At 32.7% G+C, this 23238-nt stretch carries 17 protein-coding genes; 16 read left to right on the top strand and 1 reads right to left on the bottom strand.

All coding sequences use genetic code 11. The annotated features are described in order from the left end of the window. The first annotated feature begins 136 nt into the window (after positions 1 to 136). The 6 genes from B5X81_RS15745 to B5X81_RS15720 all read left to right on the top strand — a co-directional run bounded on the left by B5X81_RS15745 (position 137) and on the right by B5X81_RS15720 (position 7279). Positions 137 to 1318, top strand: a complete 1182-nt coding sequence (locus B5X81_RS15745; RefSeq protein WP_079493046.1) for a MalY/PatB family protein — start codon at positions 137 to 139, stop codon at positions 1316 to 1318. Positions 1319 to 1563: 245 nt separating this feature from the next. Further along, the gene (locus tag B5X81_RS15740) at positions 1564 to 2091 is read left to right on the top strand and encodes an FmdE family protein (protein ID WP_079493044.1); all 528 of its coding nucleotides are present in this window, start codon (positions 1564 to 1566) and stop codon (positions 2089 to 2091) included. Positions 2092 to 2148: 57 nt separating this feature from the next. Beyond that, entirely contained in the window at positions 2149 to 3726 is a 1578-nt protein-coding gene (locus B5X81_RS15735; RefSeq protein ID WP_079493043.1) for an ABC transporter substrate-binding protein, read from the top strand. A 5-nt stretch (positions 3727 to 3731) separates the two neighbouring features. After that, positions 3732 to 4709 (top strand): ABC transporter permease, encoded by a 978-nt coding sequence (locus B5X81_RS15730; protein WP_079493041.1) that lies wholly within the window; start codon positions 3732 to 3734, stop codon positions 4707 to 4709. A gap of 2 nt (positions 4710 to 4711) precedes the next feature. Continuing rightward, on the top strand, positions 4712 to 5548 hold the full coding sequence (locus tag B5X81_RS15725; protein ID WP_079493040.1) for an ABC transporter permease: 837 nt from the start codon (positions 4712 to 4714) through the stop codon (positions 5546 to 5548). Positions 5549 to 5560: 12 nt separating this feature from the next. Continuing rightward, positions 5561 to 7279: a dipeptide ABC transporter ATP-binding protein gene (locus B5X81_RS15720; protein WP_079493038.1), complete on the top strand. Its 1719-nt coding sequence runs from the start codon at positions 5561 to 5563 to the stop codon at positions 7277 to 7279. Between the two features lie 53 nt (positions 7280 to 7332). On the opposite strand, the gene B5X81_RS15715 is transcribed toward B5X81_RS15720, so the two are convergent. After that, positions 7333 to 8091 carry a DeoR/GlpR family DNA-binding transcription regulator gene (locus B5X81_RS15715; RefSeq protein ID WP_079493037.1) on the bottom strand — a complete coding sequence of 253 codons (759 nt, stop codon included), beginning with the start codon at positions 8089 to 8091 and terminating at the stop codon, positions 7333 to 7335. A 168-nt stretch (positions 8092 to 8259) separates the two neighbouring features. On the opposite strand from B5X81_RS15715, the gene B5X81_RS15710 reads away from it, so the two are divergent. From B5X81_RS15710 to B5X81_RS15670, 10 genes are all read left to right on the top strand, one after another. Next, a complete protein-coding gene (locus tag B5X81_RS15710; protein ID WP_170917459.1) occupies positions 8260 to 9729 on the top strand; it encodes a rhamnulokinase in 1470 nt (489 codons plus the stop codon). 68 nt (positions 9730 to 9797) lie between these two features. Further along, the gene (locus tag B5X81_RS15705) at positions 9798 to 11579 is read left to right on the top strand and encodes an L-fucose isomerase (protein WP_079493034.1); all 1782 of its coding nucleotides are present in this window, start codon (positions 9798 to 9800) and stop codon (positions 11577 to 11579) included. A gap of 34 nt (positions 11580 to 11613) precedes the next feature. Next, positions 11614 to 12255: an L-fuculose-phosphate aldolase gene (locus tag B5X81_RS15700; protein ID WP_079493032.1), complete on the top strand. Its 642-nt coding sequence runs from the start codon at positions 11614 to 11616 to the stop codon at positions 12253 to 12255. Between the two features lie 103 nt (positions 12256 to 12358). Then, positions 12359 to 13738 carry an alpha-L-fucosidase gene (locus B5X81_RS15695; RefSeq protein ID WP_079493031.1) on the top strand — a complete coding sequence of 460 codons (1380 nt, stop codon included), beginning with the start codon at positions 12359 to 12361 and terminating at the stop codon, positions 13736 to 13738. A gap of 65 nt (positions 13739 to 13803) precedes the next feature. Then, the gene (gene nhaC, locus B5X81_RS15690; protein ID WP_079493029.1) at positions 13804 to 15273 is read left to right on the top strand and encodes a Na+/H+ antiporter NhaC; all 1470 of its coding nucleotides are present in this window, start codon (positions 13804 to 13806) and stop codon (positions 15271 to 15273) included. A gap of 116 nt (positions 15274 to 15389) precedes the next feature. Continuing rightward, positions 15390 to 16799, top strand: coding sequence for a S41 family peptidase (locus tag B5X81_RS15685; protein ID WP_079493028.1), 1410 nt, complete (start codon positions 15390 to 15392; stop codon positions 16797 to 16799). 241 nt (positions 16800 to 17040) lie between these two features. Further along, positions 17041 to 18141 (top strand): glucose-1-phosphate adenylyltransferase, encoded by a 1101-nt coding sequence (locus B5X81_RS27150; protein WP_139380367.1) that lies wholly within the window; start codon positions 17041 to 17043, stop codon positions 18139 to 18141. Continuing rightward, positions 18138 to 19256 carry a glucose-1-phosphate adenylyltransferase subunit GlgD gene (glgD, locus tag B5X81_RS27145; RefSeq protein ID WP_139380366.1) on the top strand — a complete coding sequence of 373 codons (1119 nt, stop codon included), beginning with the start codon at positions 18138 to 18140 and terminating at the stop codon, positions 19254 to 19256. Before B5X81_RS27150 ends, glgD begins: the two co-directional genes overlap by 4 nt. 35 nt (positions 19257 to 19291) lie before the next feature. Then, entirely contained in the window at positions 19292 to 20737 is a 1446-nt protein-coding gene (glgA, locus tag B5X81_RS15675; RefSeq protein WP_079493027.1) for a glycogen synthase GlgA, read from the top strand. A gap of 46 nt (positions 20738 to 20783) precedes the next feature. Continuing rightward, complete coding sequence (locus tag B5X81_RS15670; RefSeq protein ID WP_079493026.1) at positions 20784 to 23219, top strand: glycogen/starch/alpha-glucan phosphorylase; 2436 nt, start codon at positions 20784 to 20786, stop codon at positions 23217 to 23219. Positions 23220 to 23238: the final 19 nt, after the last annotated feature.

The following is a 23238-nucleotide window of genomic DNA, read 5'->3' as shown; positions in this document are numbered from 1 at the left end:
TAGCTTCATTATACAAAAGCTTTTTTATTGATGTAAAAATATTAATTTTTTTAGAGATATTATTGAGATTAAGGGAGAATCAATGTAGAAGATCAAAAGTTAAGGGGATTGTATTAAAGAAGAAAGGGTGGGTTTTATGAAGTATAATTTTGATGAGGTAATTGATAGAAAAGATACAAATTCTATGAAATGGGATAGAGATACTCTTATAGAAATGTTTGATGAGCCAGAGGCACTTCCCTTTTGGGTGGCGGATATGGATTTTAAAACAGCACCTGCTATTATAGAAGCAGTAGTGAAGGGGGCAGAGCATGGTATTTATGGTTACAGCAAAAGGCCCGATTCCTATTTTGAAGCTATTATTAATTGGACAAGAAGGCGTTTTGGATGGGAAATAGAAAGGGAGTGGATTGAATATTGTCCTGGGATAGTTCCAGCAGTTAATTATTTAATTCAGGCTTTCTGCATTCCGGGAGATAAAATTATAATTCAAGAGCCGGTATATTATCCCTTTAGAAGATCAATTGAAAACAATGGATGTCATGTAGTTAATAATGGATTAAAATTCAATGGTGAGTATTATGAAATTGATTTTCAAGACCTTGAAGAAAAAGCCAAGGATCCTAGGGTTACAATGTTTATTCTTTGCAGCCCCCATAATCCGGTTTCCAGGGTGTGGACAAAGGAAGAGCTAATAAAAATAGGTAATATATGTTTGGAAAATGATATCTTGATTATCTCTGATGAAATACATAATGATTTAGTATATTCAGATTATAAGCATACTATCTTTCCTTCACTAAAGGAAGAATTCGCCATGAATTCTATCACCTGTACAGCTCCAAGCAAGACCTTTAATTTAGCTGGAATGCAGGCTTCAAATATAATAATTCCAAATTCAAAGCTTATGGAAAGATTTAGAGTAATATTAGAAAAAAATAACATAGGACACCAAAATCCCCTTAGTATTATTGCAACCGAAGCAGCCTATAACCACGGAGAACAATGGCTAAAGGAGCTGCTAAAGTATTTAGAAGAAAATATAGAATTCATACATAAATATTTAGGTGAAAATCTTCCAAAGGCAAGGATGATAAAGCCTCAAGCAACATATTTAGGATGGATCGATTTGAGGGAATATGAGGAAAATGGATTAAAGTTAGAGAGAATTCTAGCAAAGAAAGGAAAAGTAGCACTGGATGGTGGAACATGGTTTGGCCAAGGGGGAGAAGGATTTATGAGAATAAATTTTGCTTGTCCAAGAACTTTATTAGAAGAGGGACTATCTAGGATTTGTAAAGCTGTTAATGGTATTTGATTGACAAAAAAAATAAAATATGGTACCTTATAATAGTGGTAATAATTTAATATTATTTCCAATTTTACCATTGAATATTTGATCACGAAGATCAATTTCTAGTTAAGGGCTAGAAGTGTCTTCGTGATTTTTATTTTGAGCAACTTTATATAGAGATTTCAGTCAAAACTTTAATTGGAATTCTCTATAATTGTAAATTTAAGTAAAACATATAAATATGTTTGTTTTTGAAGGGAGAAGATAAAATGTATAATAAAGAACTTTGGAAAAAAAGTGTAGAATTTCATGGACATGAATGTCCAGGATTGGCTATAGGTTTTAAGGCAAGTGAAGCTGCAGAGAAGAAACTTAAAATTGACTTTTCAAGGGATGAAGAGATAATATGTGTTACAGAAAATGATGCCTGTGGAGTTGATGCAATTCAAGCAATATTAGGCTGCAGTATGGGTAAGGGCAATTTGATTTATAGAGATAGGGGTAAGCAAGCATTTTCATTTTTTAATAGGTCAACAGGTGAAAATATAAGGATAGTACTTAAAAAATCTGAAAAGAAAATGGATAGAAGTGAAAGACAGGAATTTTTGCTAAATGCTGATATAGAAGATATTTTCGAGTTTAAAGAGCCGAAATTCAATTTACCTGAAAGGGCAAAAATATTTAACAGTATAGTTTGTGAGGTATGCGGTGAAGCAGCTGCCGAAAATAAAATTCGAATAAGTAAAGGTAAAATGGTTTGTCTAGACTGTTTTGAAGATTACACAAGGGGTTGGTAAATTAAAATCCCTGATATGGAAACTAGAATGATGAGTTAATTTAAGGAGTAGATAGACATGAAAAGATTTTTAGCTATTGTTATGGCATTATTCATTTTTATATCTTTAACAGCTTGCTCTGGCCCTGCAAAAAACACTGATTCTATGAAAAATAATGGAACAAAGGAAGATGAAGATGTAGTTGTAAGATTAGTAGGTGGTGACTGGGGTATGCCAAGTCCATATCTCCACTATTCCAGGGGACCTGGGGCATATAAAATGCAACTTTTATTTGACAGCCTTCTGGAAAAGGATGAAGAAGGGATAATACCCTGGTTGGCCAGTGAATGGGATATACAAGATAGTGGAAAAGAATATATATTTACTTTAAGGGATAATGTAACATGGCATGACGGAGAAGAGCTTACTTTAGAAGATATAAAATTTACATTTGATTATTATAAAAACCACTCTCCAGTGCGTAACTCTCTAATTGTAAATGGTAAGTATATAGTAGAAGATGTGGAAATTATTGATGAAAACAAAATTAAAATAAATGTTGATAGTCCAAATGCTACATATTTAGAAAGACTGGGAAGCGTGAGAATCCTTCCAAAGCACATATGGAAGGATGTAGAGGATCCCAATAAATTTGACTCTGAAAAGGCCGTAATTGGGTCTGGACCCTATAAATTTGTATCCTATAATAGGGAACAGGGCTCATATAAATTTAATGCCTATGAAGATTACTGGGGGCCAAGGCAAAGGGTAAATACTATAGAATGGATTCCTGTAAGTGATGAGATATTGGCCTTTGAAAAGGAAAAAATAGATGTAATATCTCCAAGTCCCGATATCATTTCAAGATATGAAAATGATGAAAAGTATACAATCAAGAAAAATAAAGGCTTTTGGGGATATAGACTTATTCTGAATATGGAAAAAAGACCAAAGTTTAAGGATGTAAATCTTAGAAGGGCCCTGGCCTATGGAATAAACAGACAGGAAATGGTAGATAAGGTGGCAAGGGGTGCTGCTAAGGTGGCAAGTATGGGATATATTCCACGTGAGCATATCTGGTATAATGAAAATATTGAAAAATATGATTATAATCCTATAAAATCAAAGGAATTACTTAAAGAAAAAAGCTATACTTTTGAAATACTAACTGGAAATAAAGGTGAAGAAGTAAAAATAGCAGAGCTTATAAAAATGTCTTTAAAGGATATTGGCATAGATGTAAATATAAAAAGTGTAGATATGAAAACCAGAGACAATGCTGTAAAGAACAAGAACTTTGAAATTGCCCTTATAGGACATGGGGGATGGGGAAATGATCCCGATTATTTACGTGAAATCTATGGAGGGGAGAATGGAGAGACTAAAAGCCTATCTTCAAATTCATTACCGGGATATTATAATGAAGAAATAATTCAGCTGTGTCAAAAGCAGATGAAGGAGCTGGATAAGGATAAAAGAAAAGAGATTGTATTTAAGCTTCAAGAATTGATTGCAAAGGATGTACCCCAAATACCCCTATATAATACCAAATCATATTTTGTATTTAAAACTTCAAAATATGATGGATGGATGTATACATATGACCATCATTATCCTGAGCACTGTAAATTATCATATTTAGAGAGAGAGAAATAAATGTAATGAAGAATAGTATATTTAATAAGTTCTTTGGATATTTGCTAACCCTTATATTTATAATAACAGTAAATTTTTTCATCCCTAGGCTAATGCCTGGGGACCCCTTTACTTATCTTTCCAGTGATGAATCGGGAATGAGTGTAAATTATTCAGATGCGGAAGTTCAAAAATATAAGGAGTACTATGGTTTGGATAAGCCCCTTAGGATTCAGTATTTGGGATATATAAGAAATATTTTAAAGGGAGATTTGGGATATAGCATTATACTAAATGACAAGGTTACAAATATAGTTTTTACCAGAATTACATGGACCCTAGGGATAGTAATAATATCCATAATAATCAGCAGCCTATTTGGTTCACTATTAGGTTCTGTATCGGCCTATAATAGAAATAAACTAATAGATAAAATGCTCTATTTTGTATTTATGACTATATCTGAAATACCGGGTTTTATAATAGGACTGATTTTTCTATTTTTCTTTGCTGCATATCTTAATATTTTTCCCCTTGCAGGGGGAATTACGCCCTTTACAGATTATAAATCCACCTTGGAGCTAATAAAGGATATTTTATACCATGGAATTTTGCCCACCCTTTCCCTAAGCTTTATAAATATGGGAGGCTTCTATTTAATATCTCGAAACAGTATGATTAATGTTTTGGAAAAGGATTATATTGTTACAGCCAATGCAAAGGGTTTAAGAATAAGTAGTATAATATTTAATCATGCCCTTAGGAATGCTCTATTACCTATTATAACAAGGATGTTTCTAAGTCTTGGAAAGGCCATCGGTGGAGCAGTTCTCATAGAAAATGTTTTTAGATATCCTGGTCTTGGAACATTAATGAGGGAAGCTGTATTTTTTAGAGATTATCCTCTCATACAGGGAATATTTCTAATTATGGCTGTAATGGTATTGATGATGAATTTCATGGCAGATATGATTTACAAAAAATTGGATCCGAGGTTGAGATAGATATGAAAAGGATTATAAAAATCATAAAAAATTTTTCGGTTTTGGGCAAATTAGCATTTATAGTACTCATATTAATCTTTATTTTAAGCATCCTTGGGCCCCAGCTATCAAAGCATTCCCATGACTTGCCCTCCGGCGATTCATTGGAGGAGCCATCTAAAAATCATAAATTGGGAACCGATGGTCTTGGAATAGATATTTTAGCTCAAATATGTAATGGCGGAAGAATTAGTATAATAATAAGTTTTGGAGTGGCTGTACTGGCTTGTTCTATAGGAAGTTTTATTGGAATACTTTCAGGATATAAGGGTGGAGCCATAGATTATATACTAATGAGATTTACTGATATGATGATAGTACTTCCTCAGCTTCCCACTATGATAGTATTGGGAGCCTTTTTCGGACCCAGTATAAAAAATATAATTATTGTATTGAGTCTTTTTTCATGGACACCGATAGCTAGGATAACCCGTTCAAGGGTTCTTACATTAATGGAGGAGGATTATATTAAGCTTTCAAAGGGTTATGGTGGAAGCTTTAAATATATATATATAAATCATATTCAGAGGGATCTTTTTCCTATAATTATGCTTGGCTTTATTAGAACCATAGGGAAGGCCGTGGTTACAGAGGCATCACTATCCTTTCTGGGACTGGGAGATCCCACATCTAAAAGCTGGGGGCTCATATTAAATAGAGCCATGGATTTTAAAGGTATATATTTTACTTCCTATTGGAAATGGTGGGTGTTATCACCGCTTTTGGCTATAATCTTAGTGGTTCTCTCTGTTTCTCTAATAGGAAGGGAGATGGAAAGTAGATTCGATTTTAAAATGTAGGAGCTGGAATTTATGAGGGAAGAATTACTTAAAATCAATGATTTGAAAATATCATATTTGGCTGAAGACAATAATAAAAAAGCTGTAAAAGCAGTAAATAAAGTGTCCTTTAAATTAAATAGAGGCGAAACTTTAGGTATAATAGGAGAGTCGGGAAGCGGGAAAACCTCTATAGCCATGTCAATTATGGGACTTTTAAAGAATACTGCTGTAGAGGGAGAAATAATTTATGATGGTATAAAGCTTAATGGATTAGACAAAAAAAAGCTAAATAAATATAGATGGAAAGAAATAGCTTTGGTTTTTCAGAATAGGTTAGAGGTTTTAAATCCTGTTTTAACTGTAGAAAAACAAATTAAGGAAGTACTAAAGGAGCATAAATGTAAAACAAAAAAGGAAGTCAATAAAAGGATTAAAGAGCTCTTTAAAATGGTAGGACTAAATGAGCAATGGCTTTATATGTATCCCCATGAATTATCAGGAGGAATGAGACAAAAAGTCCTTATTGCAATGGCACTTGCATGTGATCCAAAGCTTTTAATTGTAGATGAACCTACTTCATCCTTGGATATCTTATCTAAGAGGGAAATAACCTATTTACTTAAAGAGCTGCAGAAAAAAAATAAATTTTCTATGATTGTTATATCCCATGATATTTCTGTTATAAGAGATTTGACAACTAAGATTGAGGTCTTATACTCAGGCCATATTTTAGAGGAAGGACTTACAAAGGATTTAATAAATAATCCAATGCATATATATACAAGAGGACTGATAAATTCCTCCTGTGATATTAATATTTATCAGGATTTATGGGGAATTCCGAGGAAAATTTCTTCAAAGGTGGGAAATGGATGTCCCTTTTATCAGAGATGTGTTCAATCAAGTAGAGAATGTGCAGAAAAGCTTCCAGAGCTCAGATATATTTCCATAGAGAGAAAGGTTGCCTGTAATAAAGGTGGAATAATTACTGTACTTGAAACAAAGGATTTATCTAAAGCCTTTAAATTTAATAGAGGGAAAATAGACGCCTGTAAAAATGTGGGGATAAAGGTAAAGGCTGGAGAAGTGGCAGCTCTCATAGGAGAATCCGGCTGTGGAAAAACGACTGCTGCTAAAATAATATCTGGCTTTATGAAGGAGGATAAGGGAGATATCTATTTTAAAGATGAAAGGATTTATGGATTTGAAGCTATGAAGAGAGAATATGGAATTCAAATAGTATTTCAGGACCCCTTTTCATCTATCAATAGCAGCTTTACAGTAGAAAAGGCTGTAATGGAGCCCCTTGAAATATTGAATATAGAAAGTAAAGAAAAGCGAAAAGACATTGTAAAGAAAGCATTAGAGGATGTTGGGATGGCTTTTGATGATGAAAGCCTTACAGTTCGGTGTAATACTTTAAGTGGAGGGGAAAGGCAGAGGATTTCAATTGCCAGAAGTCTAGTGATGAAGCCTAAGTTATTAATTGCAGATGAAATTACATCCATGCTCGATCCATCTACAAAGGCCAGTATTTTAAGATTATTAAAGGGATTGCAAAATGAAAAAGGATTTTCTATGCTATTTATAACCCATGATTTACCAGTTGCAAGGAAAATAGCAGATAAAGTATATGTAATGAATAAAGGGGAAATAGTTGAAAAAGGAAGTGCCCTCGAAATATTTAATAATCCTAAGTGTGAATATACAAAAAATTTATTTGATGAGTGTTTTTTTGGTGTTATATAATTGAATTTGATTTATTAATCTGAACAGTCTAAGGATGTACAATAGAGTATTATTTAATAATATTCTATTGTACATCCTTCATTAATTATATTGCTGTAGATTGATGTAGGTGGCTTTTTATCAGTAATTATGACGTTAAAATCTTTTAAATATCCTAATTTATAAAAGGAAGACTTTCCTAATTTACTTGAGTCACATAATAATATGGTTTTTTTTGAATTTTTCATCATATGAGATTTGATTAATGCTTGACTAGGATCAATTTCATAAGCAGCAGATTCATCTAGACATTTACAGGATATGATAGATAGATCGCTATAGAAATGATTAATAAATTCTCCTCCAAATTCTCCTAGCAAGGAATTGGACTGGGACTTTAATTCTCCTCCTGTTACAAAAACTTGAACATTTTCAAGGCTGTTTAAAGCTAGGGCTGCTCCAAGTCCATTTGTTATTACTTTAATATTATTAAAACTAGATAGGAAACTGCAAAGGTAATTAACTGTAGAGCTTGAATCTAAGAAAAGACACATATCGTCTTTTAAATATTCAGTTGCTTTTTTACAAATAGCAATTTTTTTATCTTTATTTTCTATAGACCTTATATAGGATGAATATTCTATAGTGGAGTTTGAAATTATGCTGACACCGCCCCTCGTTCTTCTCACAAGGCCAGCTTTTTCCAGATAAATCAAATCCCTTCTAATTGTAGACTTACTGCAATATAAAAGTTTACATAGTTCATTAATTCCGATATGTTTTTTTTGTGATAAAAGAGACTTTATTTTATCAATTCTCTCTTCAGGAATCATATTCACTTTTTCCTCCTCACATTCTCATGAACTAAAATGAATTATTTTGAATCAATTATAGCATATTTTGAAAATAAAAATCAACTTACGATTCATATGTGTTCATATGTATTTGGTGATGATATAATTTAATTAAATTATAAAATATTTAAATATCAGGTGATGAAAATGAAAAAAGTTTTAGCTATTGATATGGGTGCCACTTCTGGAAAGGGAATTGTTGGATATGTACAAGATGATAAGATTATTTTAAATGAAGTTATGAGGTTTTATCATAATATTAAAGAAATAAATGGGCGTTTATTTTGGGATTGGGAAAAAATTATATGTGAGATTATTAGGCTAATTAAGAAACTTGACTCCCATGATTTTGTCAGTATTGGTATAGATACATGGGGGGTTGATTTTGGAATACTTGACGGGGAAGGAAACTTAATTGAATTTCCCTTATCATACAGGGATCCAATGAATGAAAATACTTTTAAAGAACTTTTGAAAAGGTTTTCTAAAGAAGATATATATATGCTGACTGGTAATCAGGTCATGGAGATAAATACTTTATTTCAAATCGAATCGATAAAAGAGAATAATTACGATTTGTTTAAGCAAATAGATAAAATTGTCTTAATGCCAGATTTAATAAACTATTACTTAACAGGAAATATATTTGCTGAGAAAACAATGGCTTCTACTACTCAATTGTTTGATATGGTAAATAAAAAGTGGAATTATGATTTAATAGAAAAATTAAAATATCCAAAAAAATTATTTCCAGAGATAATTGACAATTGTAGAACTATTGGAAATACAAAAAATTCTTTAATTGATGAATTGAAGGATAAGGATATAGATGTTATTTCAGTTGCTTCCCATGATACAGCCAGTGCTGTGTCTATAACTAAAGCATTTTTTAATGATGAAACCATGTTTTTATCCAGTGGTACATGGTCATTATTGGGAGTATGTACTGAGGAGCCGATTATAAATAAATTTGCCTTTGAAAATGATTTGACCAATGAATGTGGCTTCAGTGATAAAAATTTATTTCTTAAGAATATAACAGGATTATGGTTGATTGAGAGGGTTATTAAGGAGTTGGAGCATAGAAAAAAATATACCTATGAAGAGATAAATAGGCTGGTTATGGATTCACCACATTTTTCTTGTACCTTCGATATTGATCAGGTTCCAACGTCATTAGGTGGCAGTATTGTTAATTTTATTATGGATTATGCTGAAAAAACTAATCAAAGTATTCCAGATAATGATGGAATAATATTTCGATCAATATATGAAAGCTTAGTTTTCAAATATTATGAAACTGTTCTTAGCATTGAGGAATGTTTAAGCAGAGAATTTAAAGAAATTCAGGTGATTAGTGGAGGGTCAAAATCTAATATTATGTGTCAAATGTTGGCCGATATCACTAATAAAATTATTTTGGCAGGACCATCGGAAGCCACAGCGTTAGGAAATATTGTAATACAATTAATCAAAGATAAACAGATATTGAATATGGAGGAAGCTTTTAATATGATTAAGAATTCATTTGAAAACAAAACTTACTATCCTAAAAACCATAATAAATGGCAAAGAGCTTATCAAAAGTATTTGCGCCTAATTGAAAAAAAAGAGTAATAGTGGGTTTTGATATATAAGTTGAAGCTTAGTATAGAAATCAAAAATTTTAAAAGGAGGAAAATATAATGGGTTATCCAAAGATAGGTATTCGACCAACCATTGATGGAAGGTGGGGAGGAGTTAGAGAGAGTTTGGAAGTCCAGACTATGAATATGGCTAAAGCTGCAAAAGAGCTTATTGAAAATAATCTAAGATATTCCAATGGAGAAAGGGTAAGCTGTATTATTGCTGAATCAACTATAGGGGGAAGTCTAGAAGCTGCCAGGTGTAGTGAATACTTTCAAAAAAACAATGTAATTGCCACACTTACAGTAACACCTTGCTGGTGCTATGGTACAGAAACAATGGATTTAGATCCCAATACAATTAAAGCAGTATGGGGATTTAATGGCACTGAAAGGCCGGGAGCAGTTTATTTAGCAGCTGTTATGTCGGCCTATGCCCAAAGAGGTATTCCTGCTTTTTCTATCTACGGTAAGCATGTTCAAGACGCTGATGACAGCAGTATACCGGAAGATGTAAAGGATAAGATACTAAGATTTGCAAAATCAGCAGTGGCGGTAGGAATGATTAAGGGAAAATCCTATGTTAATATTGGCTCAGTTTCAATGGGAATTGCAGGCTCAGATATTGATGCATCATTTTTCCAGAAATATCTTGGAATGAGAAGTGAATGGGTTGATATGACTGAGATTTTAAGACGTATAACTCTAGAAATTTATGATCATGATGAATATGAAAAAGCTTTAAAATGGATAAAGGAAAATTGTAAAGAAGGCTTTGATGTTAACAAAGGGAAAAAGCTGCCGGAAATCATTAGGAAATCCAAAGTTATAGACCCTGATAAAGACTGGGAGTTCATGGCTAAACACGCTATTATTGTCAGGGATATATTAGAAGGGAATTCTAAATTAGCAGAAATGGGATGGCATGAAGAGTCATTGGGAAGAAACGGATTTGCAGGAGGTTTTCAAGGCCAGAGAATGTGGACAGACTGGCTGCCTAATGGTGATTTTACTGAAGCTATAATTGCCTCCAGCTTTGATTGGAATGGAGCTAAGAAACCAATTCCCTTTGCAACTGAAAACGATACTTTAAATGGTGTAGCCATGATCCTAGGATTTTTAGTAAGTAATAAGGCCCCTTTGTTTTCAGATGTAAGAACATACTGGTCTCCGGAATCTGTTGAAAGGGTTACAGGAAAAAGATTAGAAGGCAGGGGGGAAAATGGAATAATTCATTTAATTAATTCAGGGGCCACTGCTTTAGATGGAACCGGCTGTTCAAAGGATGAAAAAGGAAATGGCTGCATGAAAGAATGGTGGAATTTAACTAAAGACGATATAAAAGCCTGTTTAGCTGCAACAGATTGGTGTAGAGCAAATTACGAATATTTTAGAGGAGGCGGTTTTTCATCTCACTTTAAAACTAGTGCTGAAATGCCGGTTACTATGATTCGTGTAAATATGATTGAAGGTATTGGGCCTACATTACAGATTGCTGAAGGATATACTGTTGTTTTGGATGAAGATGTTCATAGAATACTAGATCATAGAACTGATAGAACATGGCCTACTACATGGTTTGCTCCAAGATTGGGAGCAAAGGGCTTTGAAAGTGTTTATGATGTTATGCAAAAATGGGGGGCAAATCATGGAGCCTGGGTATATGGCAATGTGGGCAAAGACTTAATAACCCTTGCCAGTATGTTAAGAATACCTGTATCTATGCATAATATTGAAGATTCAGATATATTTAGACCCCATTCATTTAATGGATTTGGTACAAAGGATTTAGAAAGTGCAGATTTTAGAGCCTGCAAGTACTATGGGCCATTATATAAATAGTTTTTGAATTAATAAGATGAGGAGCGTTATAGATATGATAATGGAAAAAGAAAGATTGCAATTAATTGAATATGGCAAGAAATTAGTAATAAATAATTTAACAAAGGGCACAGGGGGAAATTTAAGTATATATGATAGGGAAAAAAGATTGATTGCTATAACTCCTACTGGAATAGATTTTTTGGAAATCAAAGCTGAAGATATTGTAATTACTGATTTAGAAGGGAATATAGTTGATGGCTTAAAAAAGCCTTCCAGTGAGCTTGAAATGCATAGAATAATGTATGAAAAAAGAGATGATATTGATGCTGTAATTCATGCACATACAACCTACGTAACGGTACTGAGCTGTTTAAGATGTGAATTGCCACCAGTTCATTATATGGTAGCTGTTGCAGGAAAGAATGTGCGTTGTTCTGAATATGCCACCTATGGAACAAAAGAACTTGCTCAAAATGCCTATGAAGCTATGAAAGACAGAAAGGCTGCTATTTTAGCAAATCATGGTGTACTGGCCGGAGCAAGGGATTTAGCAAATGCCTTTAATATATTGGAAGAAGTTGAATACTGCTCAGAAATTTATTATAGATCGAAAAGCATTGGAGAACCGGTAATATTAGAGGATGATGAAATGAATTTAATGGAAAAGAAATTTCAAACCTATGGACAAAAATAATAAAGAAATTAATATTATAGTGAAACAACCAACTCTAAAGTAATATGAATTCTTAATCTGGGTTATTCATAATTGACAATATTTTAAGAAAGGAATGAAATTTATGACTGGTAATATAAAGTATCAACCTAATTGGTCTTCCCTAGACAGTAGAAGAATTCCCAGCTGGTTTCAAAGTGCAAAATTTGGAATATTTATACATTGGGGAGTGTATTCAGTACCTGCATGGAGAAAAATTAGTGATGAGAGATTTGGTTCCTATGCAGAGTGGTATTACGCCAGTGTATATAGTGATTACAAAAATAATGATGACGATTTTCATGGGAGAATCTATGGAAAGGATTTTAAATACAGAAATTTTGTAAAGGATTTTAAGGCTGAACTTTTTGATCCTGATTTATGGGCAGAGATGTTTAAAGAAGCAGGGGCAAGATATGTTGTATTGACATCCAAGCACCATGAAGGTTATTGTATGTGGCCAACTACAAATAAACATAAAAAGAATTGGAGAGTAACTGATGTTGGTCCAAACCGTGATTTGCTAGGGGATTTAAGTGCTGCCGTTAGAAAACAGGGTATGAAAATGGGTTTGTATTATTCAATTATTGATTGGGAAACTAATTGGAGCCATAGACCGGAAGGCGGATATTTTGTACCTGAAAGGGATAGAGAATTGTATGGAATTGATGAAGACAAATATGTGGATGAAATATTGATACCACAATTAAAAGAATTAGTAAATACATATAAGCCCGCTCTAATTTTTACAGATGGGGGAGAATGGGATTTTAGTGAAGAGGATAGTAAGGTAAAGGAGTTTTTAGCATGGCTATATAATGAAGCTCCAAATAAAAATGAAGTGGTTATCAATGACAGATTTTGTGTTGGAATGCCGGGAAAACATGGTGATTATTATAGTACTGAGTATAGAGATATTGAAGGATATGGTTTTATACATCCATGGGAAGAAAGCAGGGGGATTGGAAAATCCTATGGTTTTAATAGAGCAGAAAATTTATGGGATTATAATACTTCTACGGAATTAATCCATGAATTAATTGAAATTGTTTCAAGGGGAGGTAATTTATTATTAAATGTAGGACCTACAGCCGATGGTAGAATTCCAGTTATACAGCAGCAGCGTTTAAAGGATATTGGCGATTGGCTTAATATAAACGGAAAGGCTATTTATGAAACGATGCCATCCAATAGAGTACAGTCAAAGGAGAAAGAAATTTTTATAACTGAAACTAATAAATGTAATTATGTGATTTGTAGAAAATGGTTTGATGATGAAATAGAGATTTATATAAGTGATGGTCTTAAGATAAAGAATATTAGTCTGATTGGTTACAATGGAGATATCAAGTATTATCAGGATGGAAATGCTGTTAAAATAGAGTCTCCAATTGTCAGCCCAAATACATATCAGAATTCACATGCTTATGTGTATGAATTGGAAATTGAGAGGAAATGCGAATAGAAATCTGTACTATTTAAACATAGTAGATATATAGAAAATCATGTCAACATATTAGGAGGATAATAATGAGTAGAGAAAATAATGTAAAGCCTAAAAAAGAGATAAAATTTATCCATGCGGTTATTCCTGTACTGACTTTATTTACAATTATTATATATGGAATGGTTATTCGTCCCCAGGTTTTTAACCAGCCTTCATTACCTCTGGAATTAGTGTTTATATTTTCTTCTATTGTAACAATTGTTGAATTATTTTATTTGGGATTCGGTTGGGATGAAATACAAAAGTCAATTATTAAAAAGACCGGTGAAGCTTTACCTGCCTTTTATCTGTTGTTTTCCATTGGATTAATTATAGGCAGCTGGGTTATTAGTGGTACGATACCAATGTTTGTATATTATGGAATTAAGCTGATTAATCCTTCATTTTTATATGCAGTAGCTTTTATACTTGCAGCAATTTTTTCACTTTTAACAGGAACTTCATGGGGCTCAGCAGGAACCATAGGTATTGTGCTTATGGGAGTTGGACAAGCAGTTGATGCAAATCTTGCTGTGCTTGCAGCCGCTGTTATTGGTGGAAGCTATTTTGGGGATAAAATGTCACCTTTATCTGATACTACAAATATGGCTGCCCTAGGGGCCGGAACAAATCTATATGATCATATTCAGTCTATGATATATACAACTGGACCATCATTTATAATAGCTAGTGTATTGTATATTATAATGGGGAAAGTTTATCCAGCAGCTTCAGCAGATGCAAGTCATTTAGTACAGCCAACTTTAGATGCACTAAGGAGCAGCTTTAATTTTAATATTTTATTGCTTTTACCTCCTGTAATTGTTCTACTGGGAGCAATGAAAAAGAAGCCTTCTCTGCCAACACTTATTGCTTCCGTTATTGTAGCCAGTGTGATATCAGTTACATTACAGGACTTTACTCTTACTGATCTATTTCAAACATTATATAAAGGATTTAATGCTGAAATGATTACAGGTGTAAATACTATTCCCGATAATGTAGTTGCCATACTAAATAGAGGAGGAGTATATAGTCTTAGTGAAGCGGTTGTAATAACCTTTATGGTATTCATTTATATAGGTTCTATTGAAATGATCGGGGCTATGCAGGTGGTAGTAAATAGACTATTCAGATTTGTCAGGACAAGACGTGCAACTATACTAGCTTCTCTTATTTCTTCTTCTTTAGTAAATGGAACTACTTCAAATCAGTATGCAACAAGTTTTATAGTAGGAGATGCATTTAAATACAAATATGATAAACTTGGAATTCCAAGAAAAGTTTTATCCAGATCCATAGAAGATTATGGAACATTTATAGAACCTATGCTGCCTTGGACTACAACTGGAATATATATGGTTGCAACTTTAGGTGTTGCCTATGGAGAGTATTTACCTTTTATGTTTTTACAGATAACAAACTTTATAATTGCACCATTACTTGCCATAACAGGTATAGGATGTTTTTATGATAAAAGCAGACTTTCTGAAAACCAAGAGTTAGGTGGATAAATTATTATTATATGCTAAGAGAACAGGTAGGCTCCTTGATTTTTTAAAACTATGGCTATATAATGAATTAGGTGTTAAATTATGGTACATATTTTAAAATCTAAGGAGAGACCTATATGAAAAAAGTAATTACTTTAATCATCTTAACGCTTACAAGCTTTTTCTTAATGTCTTGTAATGCTAGTGGTGCTGAAAATAGTATTAAAGAAGAAATAACTACCAGTGTAAATTCTGAAAAAGCAAATATTTATAAAGAAGACTATTTAGAAGCAGTTAAGCTCATAGCAGATAATTATATATATCTAGAAAGAAAATTAGACAAGTCCAGAAAAGATTTTTTAAATGAATCTATTGAATATGCCAATTCTTTAGATTGGAGTGGAGGAGAAAAGCAATTCATCTTTGAAATCAGAAAGCTCTTGTCAAAGCTTCCAGATGGACATGTTATATGGAGCCTTGATAAAGAGCTTTACCCAAGAGATGGGGGAATGTTTTTAGGTTTAATAATGACAGTTGGAAAGGATAATAAAGTTTATGTAGGAAAGATATATGATGAGTACATAGATAGTATATCAGAAGGATACGAAATAGTAAAAATTGACGGAAAAGAAGCAATAGAAGAGATTAAGTCCTTTTCAGATATAATTCCTTCATCTACATCCTATGGTTCCATGGAGCTAGCTGCAAGAAATTTTTCAATAGAATATCCTAATATGCCTATAAGGGATGAGCTAAAGGATGTAAAAATAGAGTACAAGGATGAAAAAGGAAATATAAAAGAAACAATACTTAAGTGGAAAGAATGCCATGCAACGACCAATTTTGAAAAATATGAAGAGAATAATCTTGTATTACTAACAAATGGGATAAAACCTTCGTTGGAAGAAATACCAAAGGATGTTCAATATAAGAATCCAGATCTTTTATATTACTTTAGAACAATTAACTCCAAAAAGGCTGCAATTCTCCATCCAAGGGATTTTAACAACTGGAATCAAAATGATTTGGACTTAACCTTTAAGGAAATATTAAATAATGAACCTGATATTTTAATTTTAGACCTTAAGGATACAGCCGGCGGTGCATTTGATCAAGTTTTATTTCTATCCCATATTATTGGAATAAATAAAGAGTTTAAATTCTTTTATGATTATATTGACTCTGAGACGAAGATGAGAACATCGGGTATAGGAGATTTTAACTTTATTAGTGATAAAATTGACTTTGAAAATGTTTGGAATGGGAATGTTATCCTTAGAATTAACTCTATTTGTGCTAGCGGGTCAGACTTTTTCCCGAGATGGTTCCAAATTAATAAAAGAGGAAAAATAATTGGAATGCCTACAACGGGAGCTGGTGGAGGTACAGATGTTTTTACTCTAAAAAATACTAAAACCCAAATTTATATTCCCCTTAGAGAAAGAATAATATTAGGAGATGATAAACCCTTAGAGGGAAATTCTATAATGCCCGATGATTTTGAAGATGGAAGTTTAATGGAAATATTAGAGAAGACAATTAAATGAAGAATGATTTAAAGTTAGTAAAATTAAGGGACTAGTAAGGCAAAAGCTTTACTGGTCTCTATTTTTTTAAAAGGATATTTATTAAGTTTCATCCTCTATTGAGATATTTGTCATATAAAATAGTAAACGTTTTCAAAAAAAAAAGTAAAAAAACTAGAATAATAATTATTTTTATAAATATAATTTTGAAAGAATAGCTTGATATATTATAGATAAATATTTGGAAAAAGGGGATAAAATCATGAAAAGACAGAAAAAGGAAATAGTAGCAATGGTATTGGCAGGAGGACAGGGTTCAAGGCTGAAAAAACTGACTCAAAATCTCGCAAAGCCGGCAGTGCCCTTTGGAGGTAAATATAGGATTATAGATTTTACTTTAAGTAATTGTTCTAACTCAGACATAGATACAGTTGGAGTACTTACACAGTATCAGCCTTTAGAGCTTAATACCCATATAGGTAATGGTAGCCCCTGGGATCTTGACAGAATTCATGGAGGTGTAAGCATATTACCTCCTTATATAGGACTTGATGGAGGAAGATGGTATAAGGGAACGGCAAATGCAATATATGAAAATATGGGTTTTATTGATTCCTATGATCCCGATTATGTGCTTGTTCTATCTGGGGATCATATTTATAAAATGGATTATTCAATGATGTTAAAATATCACAGGGAAAAATCTGCAGATGCCACCATTTCGGTTTTAGAAGTTCCATGGAAGGAAACCTATAGATTTGGAATAATGAATGCAGATAAGGATAATAGGATTTATGAATTTGAAGAGAAGCCTGAAGACGCCAAGAGCAATCTTGCTTCCATGGGAATATACATATTTAACTGGAAAGTTTTAAAGGAATATTTGATAGAAGATGAAAAGGATAAAAACTCCCAAAATGATTTTGGAAAAAATATAATTCCTAAAATGGTAAGCAGCAAAGCTAAGGTTTATGCATATGAATTTGATGGATATTGGAAGGATGTTGGAACCATAGAAAGTTTATGGGAAGCAAATATAGATTTATTAAAGGAAGACAGCAGGCTTGATTTATATGATCGTAGGTGGAGAATATATTCTGTGAATAATAATACCCATCCCCATTATATAAGCAGGAGCGGAAATGTTAAGAACTCACTTGTAAATGAAGGCTGCATAGTACATGGCGAAGTTGAAGGTTCTATACTTTTTACCGATGTATATGTGGGAGAAAATGCAAAAATAATTGACTCGGTAATTATGCCCGGTGTTAAGATACAAGACTATGCAATCATTGAAAAGGCCATAGTTATGGATGGTTCAATTATAAAGATTGGAAGTGAAAAAGGGGGACATGTAGAATGAAAAATTTAATGGGGATTATCAATTTAGGGGAAAATGAAGAAGAAATTAAAGAATTAACCTATAACAGGCCTATAGCAACTATACCTATAGGAGGGAGATATAGGGTTATAGATTTCACCTTGTCCAATATGGTCAATGCAGGTATACATAATGTGTCAATATTCACCCAGGGAAAAAGTCGTTCCTTGATGGATCATTTAGGCACCGGTAAGCCATGGGACTTAAATAGAAAAATTGATGGATTATTCGTTTTAAATCCCGTTGTCAATATAAATGATGTAATTACCCACAGAGGTGATCTGGAAAATTTTAGAAATAACTTGGATTATATTAAATATAGTAAGCAGGAGTATGTACTCTTATCTAGGAGCTACATGATATCTAATATAGACCTTAGAGAGGCCTTTAAGTATCATAAAAAAAGTGGAGCCGATATAACAATTGCATATAAAAGAATGATAAATCACAACGGAAGATTTTTAAAATGCAACTCCTTAAATATTGATGAGAATAGAAAAATAAAAAGTATAGGGCGTAATGAAGGCAATAGAAGATATTATAATATATCTATGGAAATGTATATTATGAAAAAGAAATTACTTTTAGATATTATTCAGGACAGTTTAACATTGGGAGACAGCCAATATTTAAAACAAGCTATCTTTCAAAGACTGGATAGATTAAATGTTAATGGATATCCATATGAAGGATATTTGGCATGTATTAATTCTACTCAGAATTATTTCGAAACCAGTATGGATTTTCTGGATCTTGAGGTATCAATGGAGCTCTTCCACAAAGAAGACTTAGTATATACAAAGACTAAGGACGAACCACCGGCTAAATATACTGAAAATTCTGAGGTGGTTAATTCTTTAATAGCGAATGGTTGTGTTATAGAAGGTAAAGTTCATAACTGTATTATTGGGAGAGGGGTAAAGATTAAAAAAGATTCTGTTATAGAGAATAGTATTATTATGCAAAAAAGTGTAATTGAAGAAGGAGCATATATAAAAAATGCTATTGTCGATAAATATGTTAATGTAACTAAAAATAATATACTTGCTGGGGACAAAATAAATCCATTGGTTGTTAAGAAAGGATTAAAGCTTTAAAAAATACAGCTATATTATTAAGGGGGATAATACAAATGCTGAAAATACTTTATGTGGCTTCAGAGGCAGTACCATTTATAAAGACAGGAGGTCTTGCAGACGTTGCCTTTTCACTTCCTAAGGCCCTTGGTAAGCTTGGTGTTGATATAAGGGTTATTATTCCAAAATATAAAGGAATTGGGGAAAAGTACAAAGAAGAAATGAATTTTTTAACCAGCTTTGAAGTTCCTGTTGGGTGGAGAAGGCAATACTGTGGAATAGAATATTTAGAATATGAAAAAGTACCTTTTTATTTTATAGACAATGAGTATTATTTTAAAAGGGATGGATTATATGGTCATTATGATGATGGAGAAAGATTTTCCTATTTTTGCAAAGGAGTACTTGAAGCAATTGAAAATATAGGATTTATTCCCGATATTATACATTGTAATGACTGGCATACAGCCATAATTCCAGTGTTGTTAAATGAGCATTACAAAAAGTATGGAAAATATGACCATATAAAAACAGTTTTTACAGTACATAATTTAAAATATCAGGGGATATTTTCAGGAGAAATATTAGGAGATTTATTGGGACTTGGAAAGGAATATTATGATGTGGATGCTCTTGAATTTTATGGTGGAGTTAGCTTTATGAAGGGAGGCATAAAATATTCCGACTTAGTGACCACTGTAAGTGAAACATATTCCAGAGAAATACAATACCCTTTTTTTGGAGAACGACTTGATGGCCTTTTAAGGTATAGAAAAGATGAATTGTATGGTATTGTAAATGGAATTGACTATGATATTTATGATCCGGGAAAGGATGAGAAGATATTTAAAAAGTATGATGTTAATTTTATAGGAAAAAAAGAAGAAAATAAAATAAAGCTGCAGCAGTATTTAAAGCTTCCAGAGACAAAAAATACGCCTGTAATGGCAATGGTTTCAAGACTGGCTAAGATGAAGGGTCTGGATTTAGTAATAGGTATTTTAGATGAGCTGTTACGGGAAGATATACAAATCATAATATTAGGTACCGGCGAACCCTATTATGAATCCAAGTTAAAAGAATTTGCCTATAGGTATCCGGAAAAATTGTCTGCAAATATTTTATTTGATGAAGAATTAGCCCATAAAATATACGCAGCTTCAGATATGTTTCTAATGCCTTCTCTATTTGAACCTTGTGGACTTGGTCAGCTTATTGCTTTAAGGTATGGCTCTATACCTGTAGTAAGGGAAACAGGAGGCTTAAAGGACACAATTAAGCCCTTTAATGAATACACTGGGGAAGGTAATGGTTTTAGTTTTACCAATTATAATGCCCATGATATGCTTTATACAATAAATAGGGCTTTAAGTTTCTATAAAGATAAGGAAATATGGAGCAAAATTGTTAAAAGTGCTATGAATGAGGACTATAGCTGGAGTAATTCAGCAAAAACATATAAAGAATTATTTGAAAAAATACAAGAAGTAAGGGGAATATAGAGGGAATAGAGTTCTTTACTTCATTTTGGCAAAGTGGGGGAACTGTATGAGGTTAAATAAGGATAGAATAAAAAGAGATATAATAAAAGAGCTTCAAACTGAACGGGCAATTAATATAGATGAAGCATCAAAACTGGACATATATTATGCCCTCAGCAGTTTAATGAAAAATTATATATATGAGAACTGGTTAAAAACCAATAGACAATATATAAGGAATTCAGAAAAGCAGGTATATTATTTTTCAATGGAGTTTTTAATGGGAAAACTCCTTGTAAGTAATCTTATAAACATTGGAATAAAGGATATTTGTCAGGAGGCCCTTAAAGAGCTAAACATAGATTTAAATGAAATTGAAGAGATAGAGAAGGATCAGGGACTGGGAAATGGAGGTTTGGGAAGGCTTGCTGCATGTTTCATGGATTCGATGGCCTCCATAGGAGTTCCAGGCCATGGCTGCGGTATAAGATATAGTTATGGCCTCTTTGAACAGAAGATAGTAGATGGATATCAGGTAGAATTTCCTGATAAATGGCTGCAAAACGAAAATCCTTGGGAAATAAAAAGAAAGGAAAAGTCAGTTAAAGTTAAATTCGGAGGGAATGTAAGAGTTATAGAGGAGGATGGTAGGCTAAAGTTTATCCATGAAAATTATGAATCGGTTTTAGCTGTTCCCTATGATACACCCTTGGTAGGATATAAAAATAAAAGAGTAAATACTTTGAGACTTTTTAGTGCAGAAGCCATGGAGCAGGATTTTGATTTTTCAAATTTCAGCAGGGGAAAGTATATTGAGGCCTTTGAATATAAGCATTCTATAGAATCTATTTCCCAAGTGCTTTATCCAGATGATGCCCTTGAAGCAGGTAGAAATTTAAGGCTTAAGCAGGAGTATTTTTTGGTTTCAGCGGGAATTCAAAGTATAATGAGAACCTTTAAAAAATTAAAAAAGCCAATAGAGGATTTCCATGAATACATAGCAATCCATATAAACGATACCCATCCTGCCCTTGCAGTTCCCGAACTAATGAGGATACTGATGGATGAAGAAAATCTTGGATGGGATGAGGCTTGGAATATAACCGCAAATACTATCTCCTATACAAATCACACTATTATGTCCGAGGCTCTGGAAAAATGGGATGTGGAAATGTTCAAAAGCCTCCTGCCCCGTATATATATGATAATAAGTGAAATAAACGAAAGATTTTGTAGGGAGCTTTGGAATACTAAATATTATGGAGATTTTGATAAAATTTCACAAATGGCTATAATTGCCCATAATCAAATAAGAATGGCCCATCTTGCAATTGTAGGAAGCTATAGTGTAAATGGCGTGGCTAAGCTTCATACAGAGCTTTTGAAAAAGCAGGAGCTTAAGGATTTTTATGATTATTATCCCTATAGGTTCAATAATAAAACCAATGGAATAAGCCATAGAAGATGGCTTATTAAATCGAATCCAAAGCTTACAGAACTAATTAATGAAACTATTGGAAGAGACTGGATAAACTTACCCACAAAGCTTAGAAAATTATTGAAGTATAGAAATGATCCGGCTTTTCAGGAAAGGATTTATCAAATAAAACAAAATAATAAAATAAAGCTTAGCAATATTATAAGAGAAAAAAATGGAATAGATGTAGACCCTGGTTCTATATTTGATATCCATGTAAAAAGGCTGCATGAATATAAAAGACAGCTTTTAAATGTATTCCATATAATGTATTTATACAATAGTTTAAGGGAGAATCCCCATTTTGATATTTATCCAAGAACATTTATATTTGGTGGAAAGGCGGCGCCATCCTATAATATGGCAAAGCAGATTATTAAGCTTATAAATACACTTGCAGATAAAGTCAATAATGATAGCAGGATAAAGGATAAGATAAAAATTGTCTTTATGGAAAATTATGGGGTATCCTTGGCGGAAGATATAATTCCAGCAGCAAATGTAAGTCAGCAGATATCTACTACCACAAAGGAAGCATCGGGAACTGGAAATATGAAATTTATGATGAACGGAGCAATTACCTTAGCCACCCTTGATGGAGCAAATATAGATATAAAAAATGCCGTGGGGGAAGAAAATATTGTAGTATTTGGTTTAAATGAAAAGGAATTTTTAGAGCTTTATAGGAGTGGAAGCTATAATTCAATGGAGCTATATAATAATGATATAAGACTTAAAACCATATTAAATCAATTAAAGGGCGGATTTTTTTCTGTTAAGAAGGATGAATTATCTATTATATATGATTCCCTTATTAAGCATAACGATGAATTTTTTGTTCTAAAAGATTTTGATTCCTATGTAAAGGCACAAAAAAAGATAGAGAATCTTTATAGAAATAAACCTAAATGGAGAGAAATGTCTATTGTAAATATAGGTTCTTCAGGTGTTTTTTCCAGTGATCGAACTGTATATGAATATGCAACAGGAATATGGAAGATGAATCTGCATAATGGATATTACTGAAATTCACAAGGGAATGTTA

The organism is Maledivibacter halophilus, from assembly GCF_900167445.1.
In the GTDB taxonomy this organism is placed as follows: Bacteria; Bacillota; Clostridia; order Peptostreptococcales; family Caminicellaceae; genus Maledivibacter; species Maledivibacter halophilus.
The sequence above is the reverse complement of the archived record's forward strand: the minus strand, read 5'-3'. Positions and strand labels throughout refer to the sequence as shown.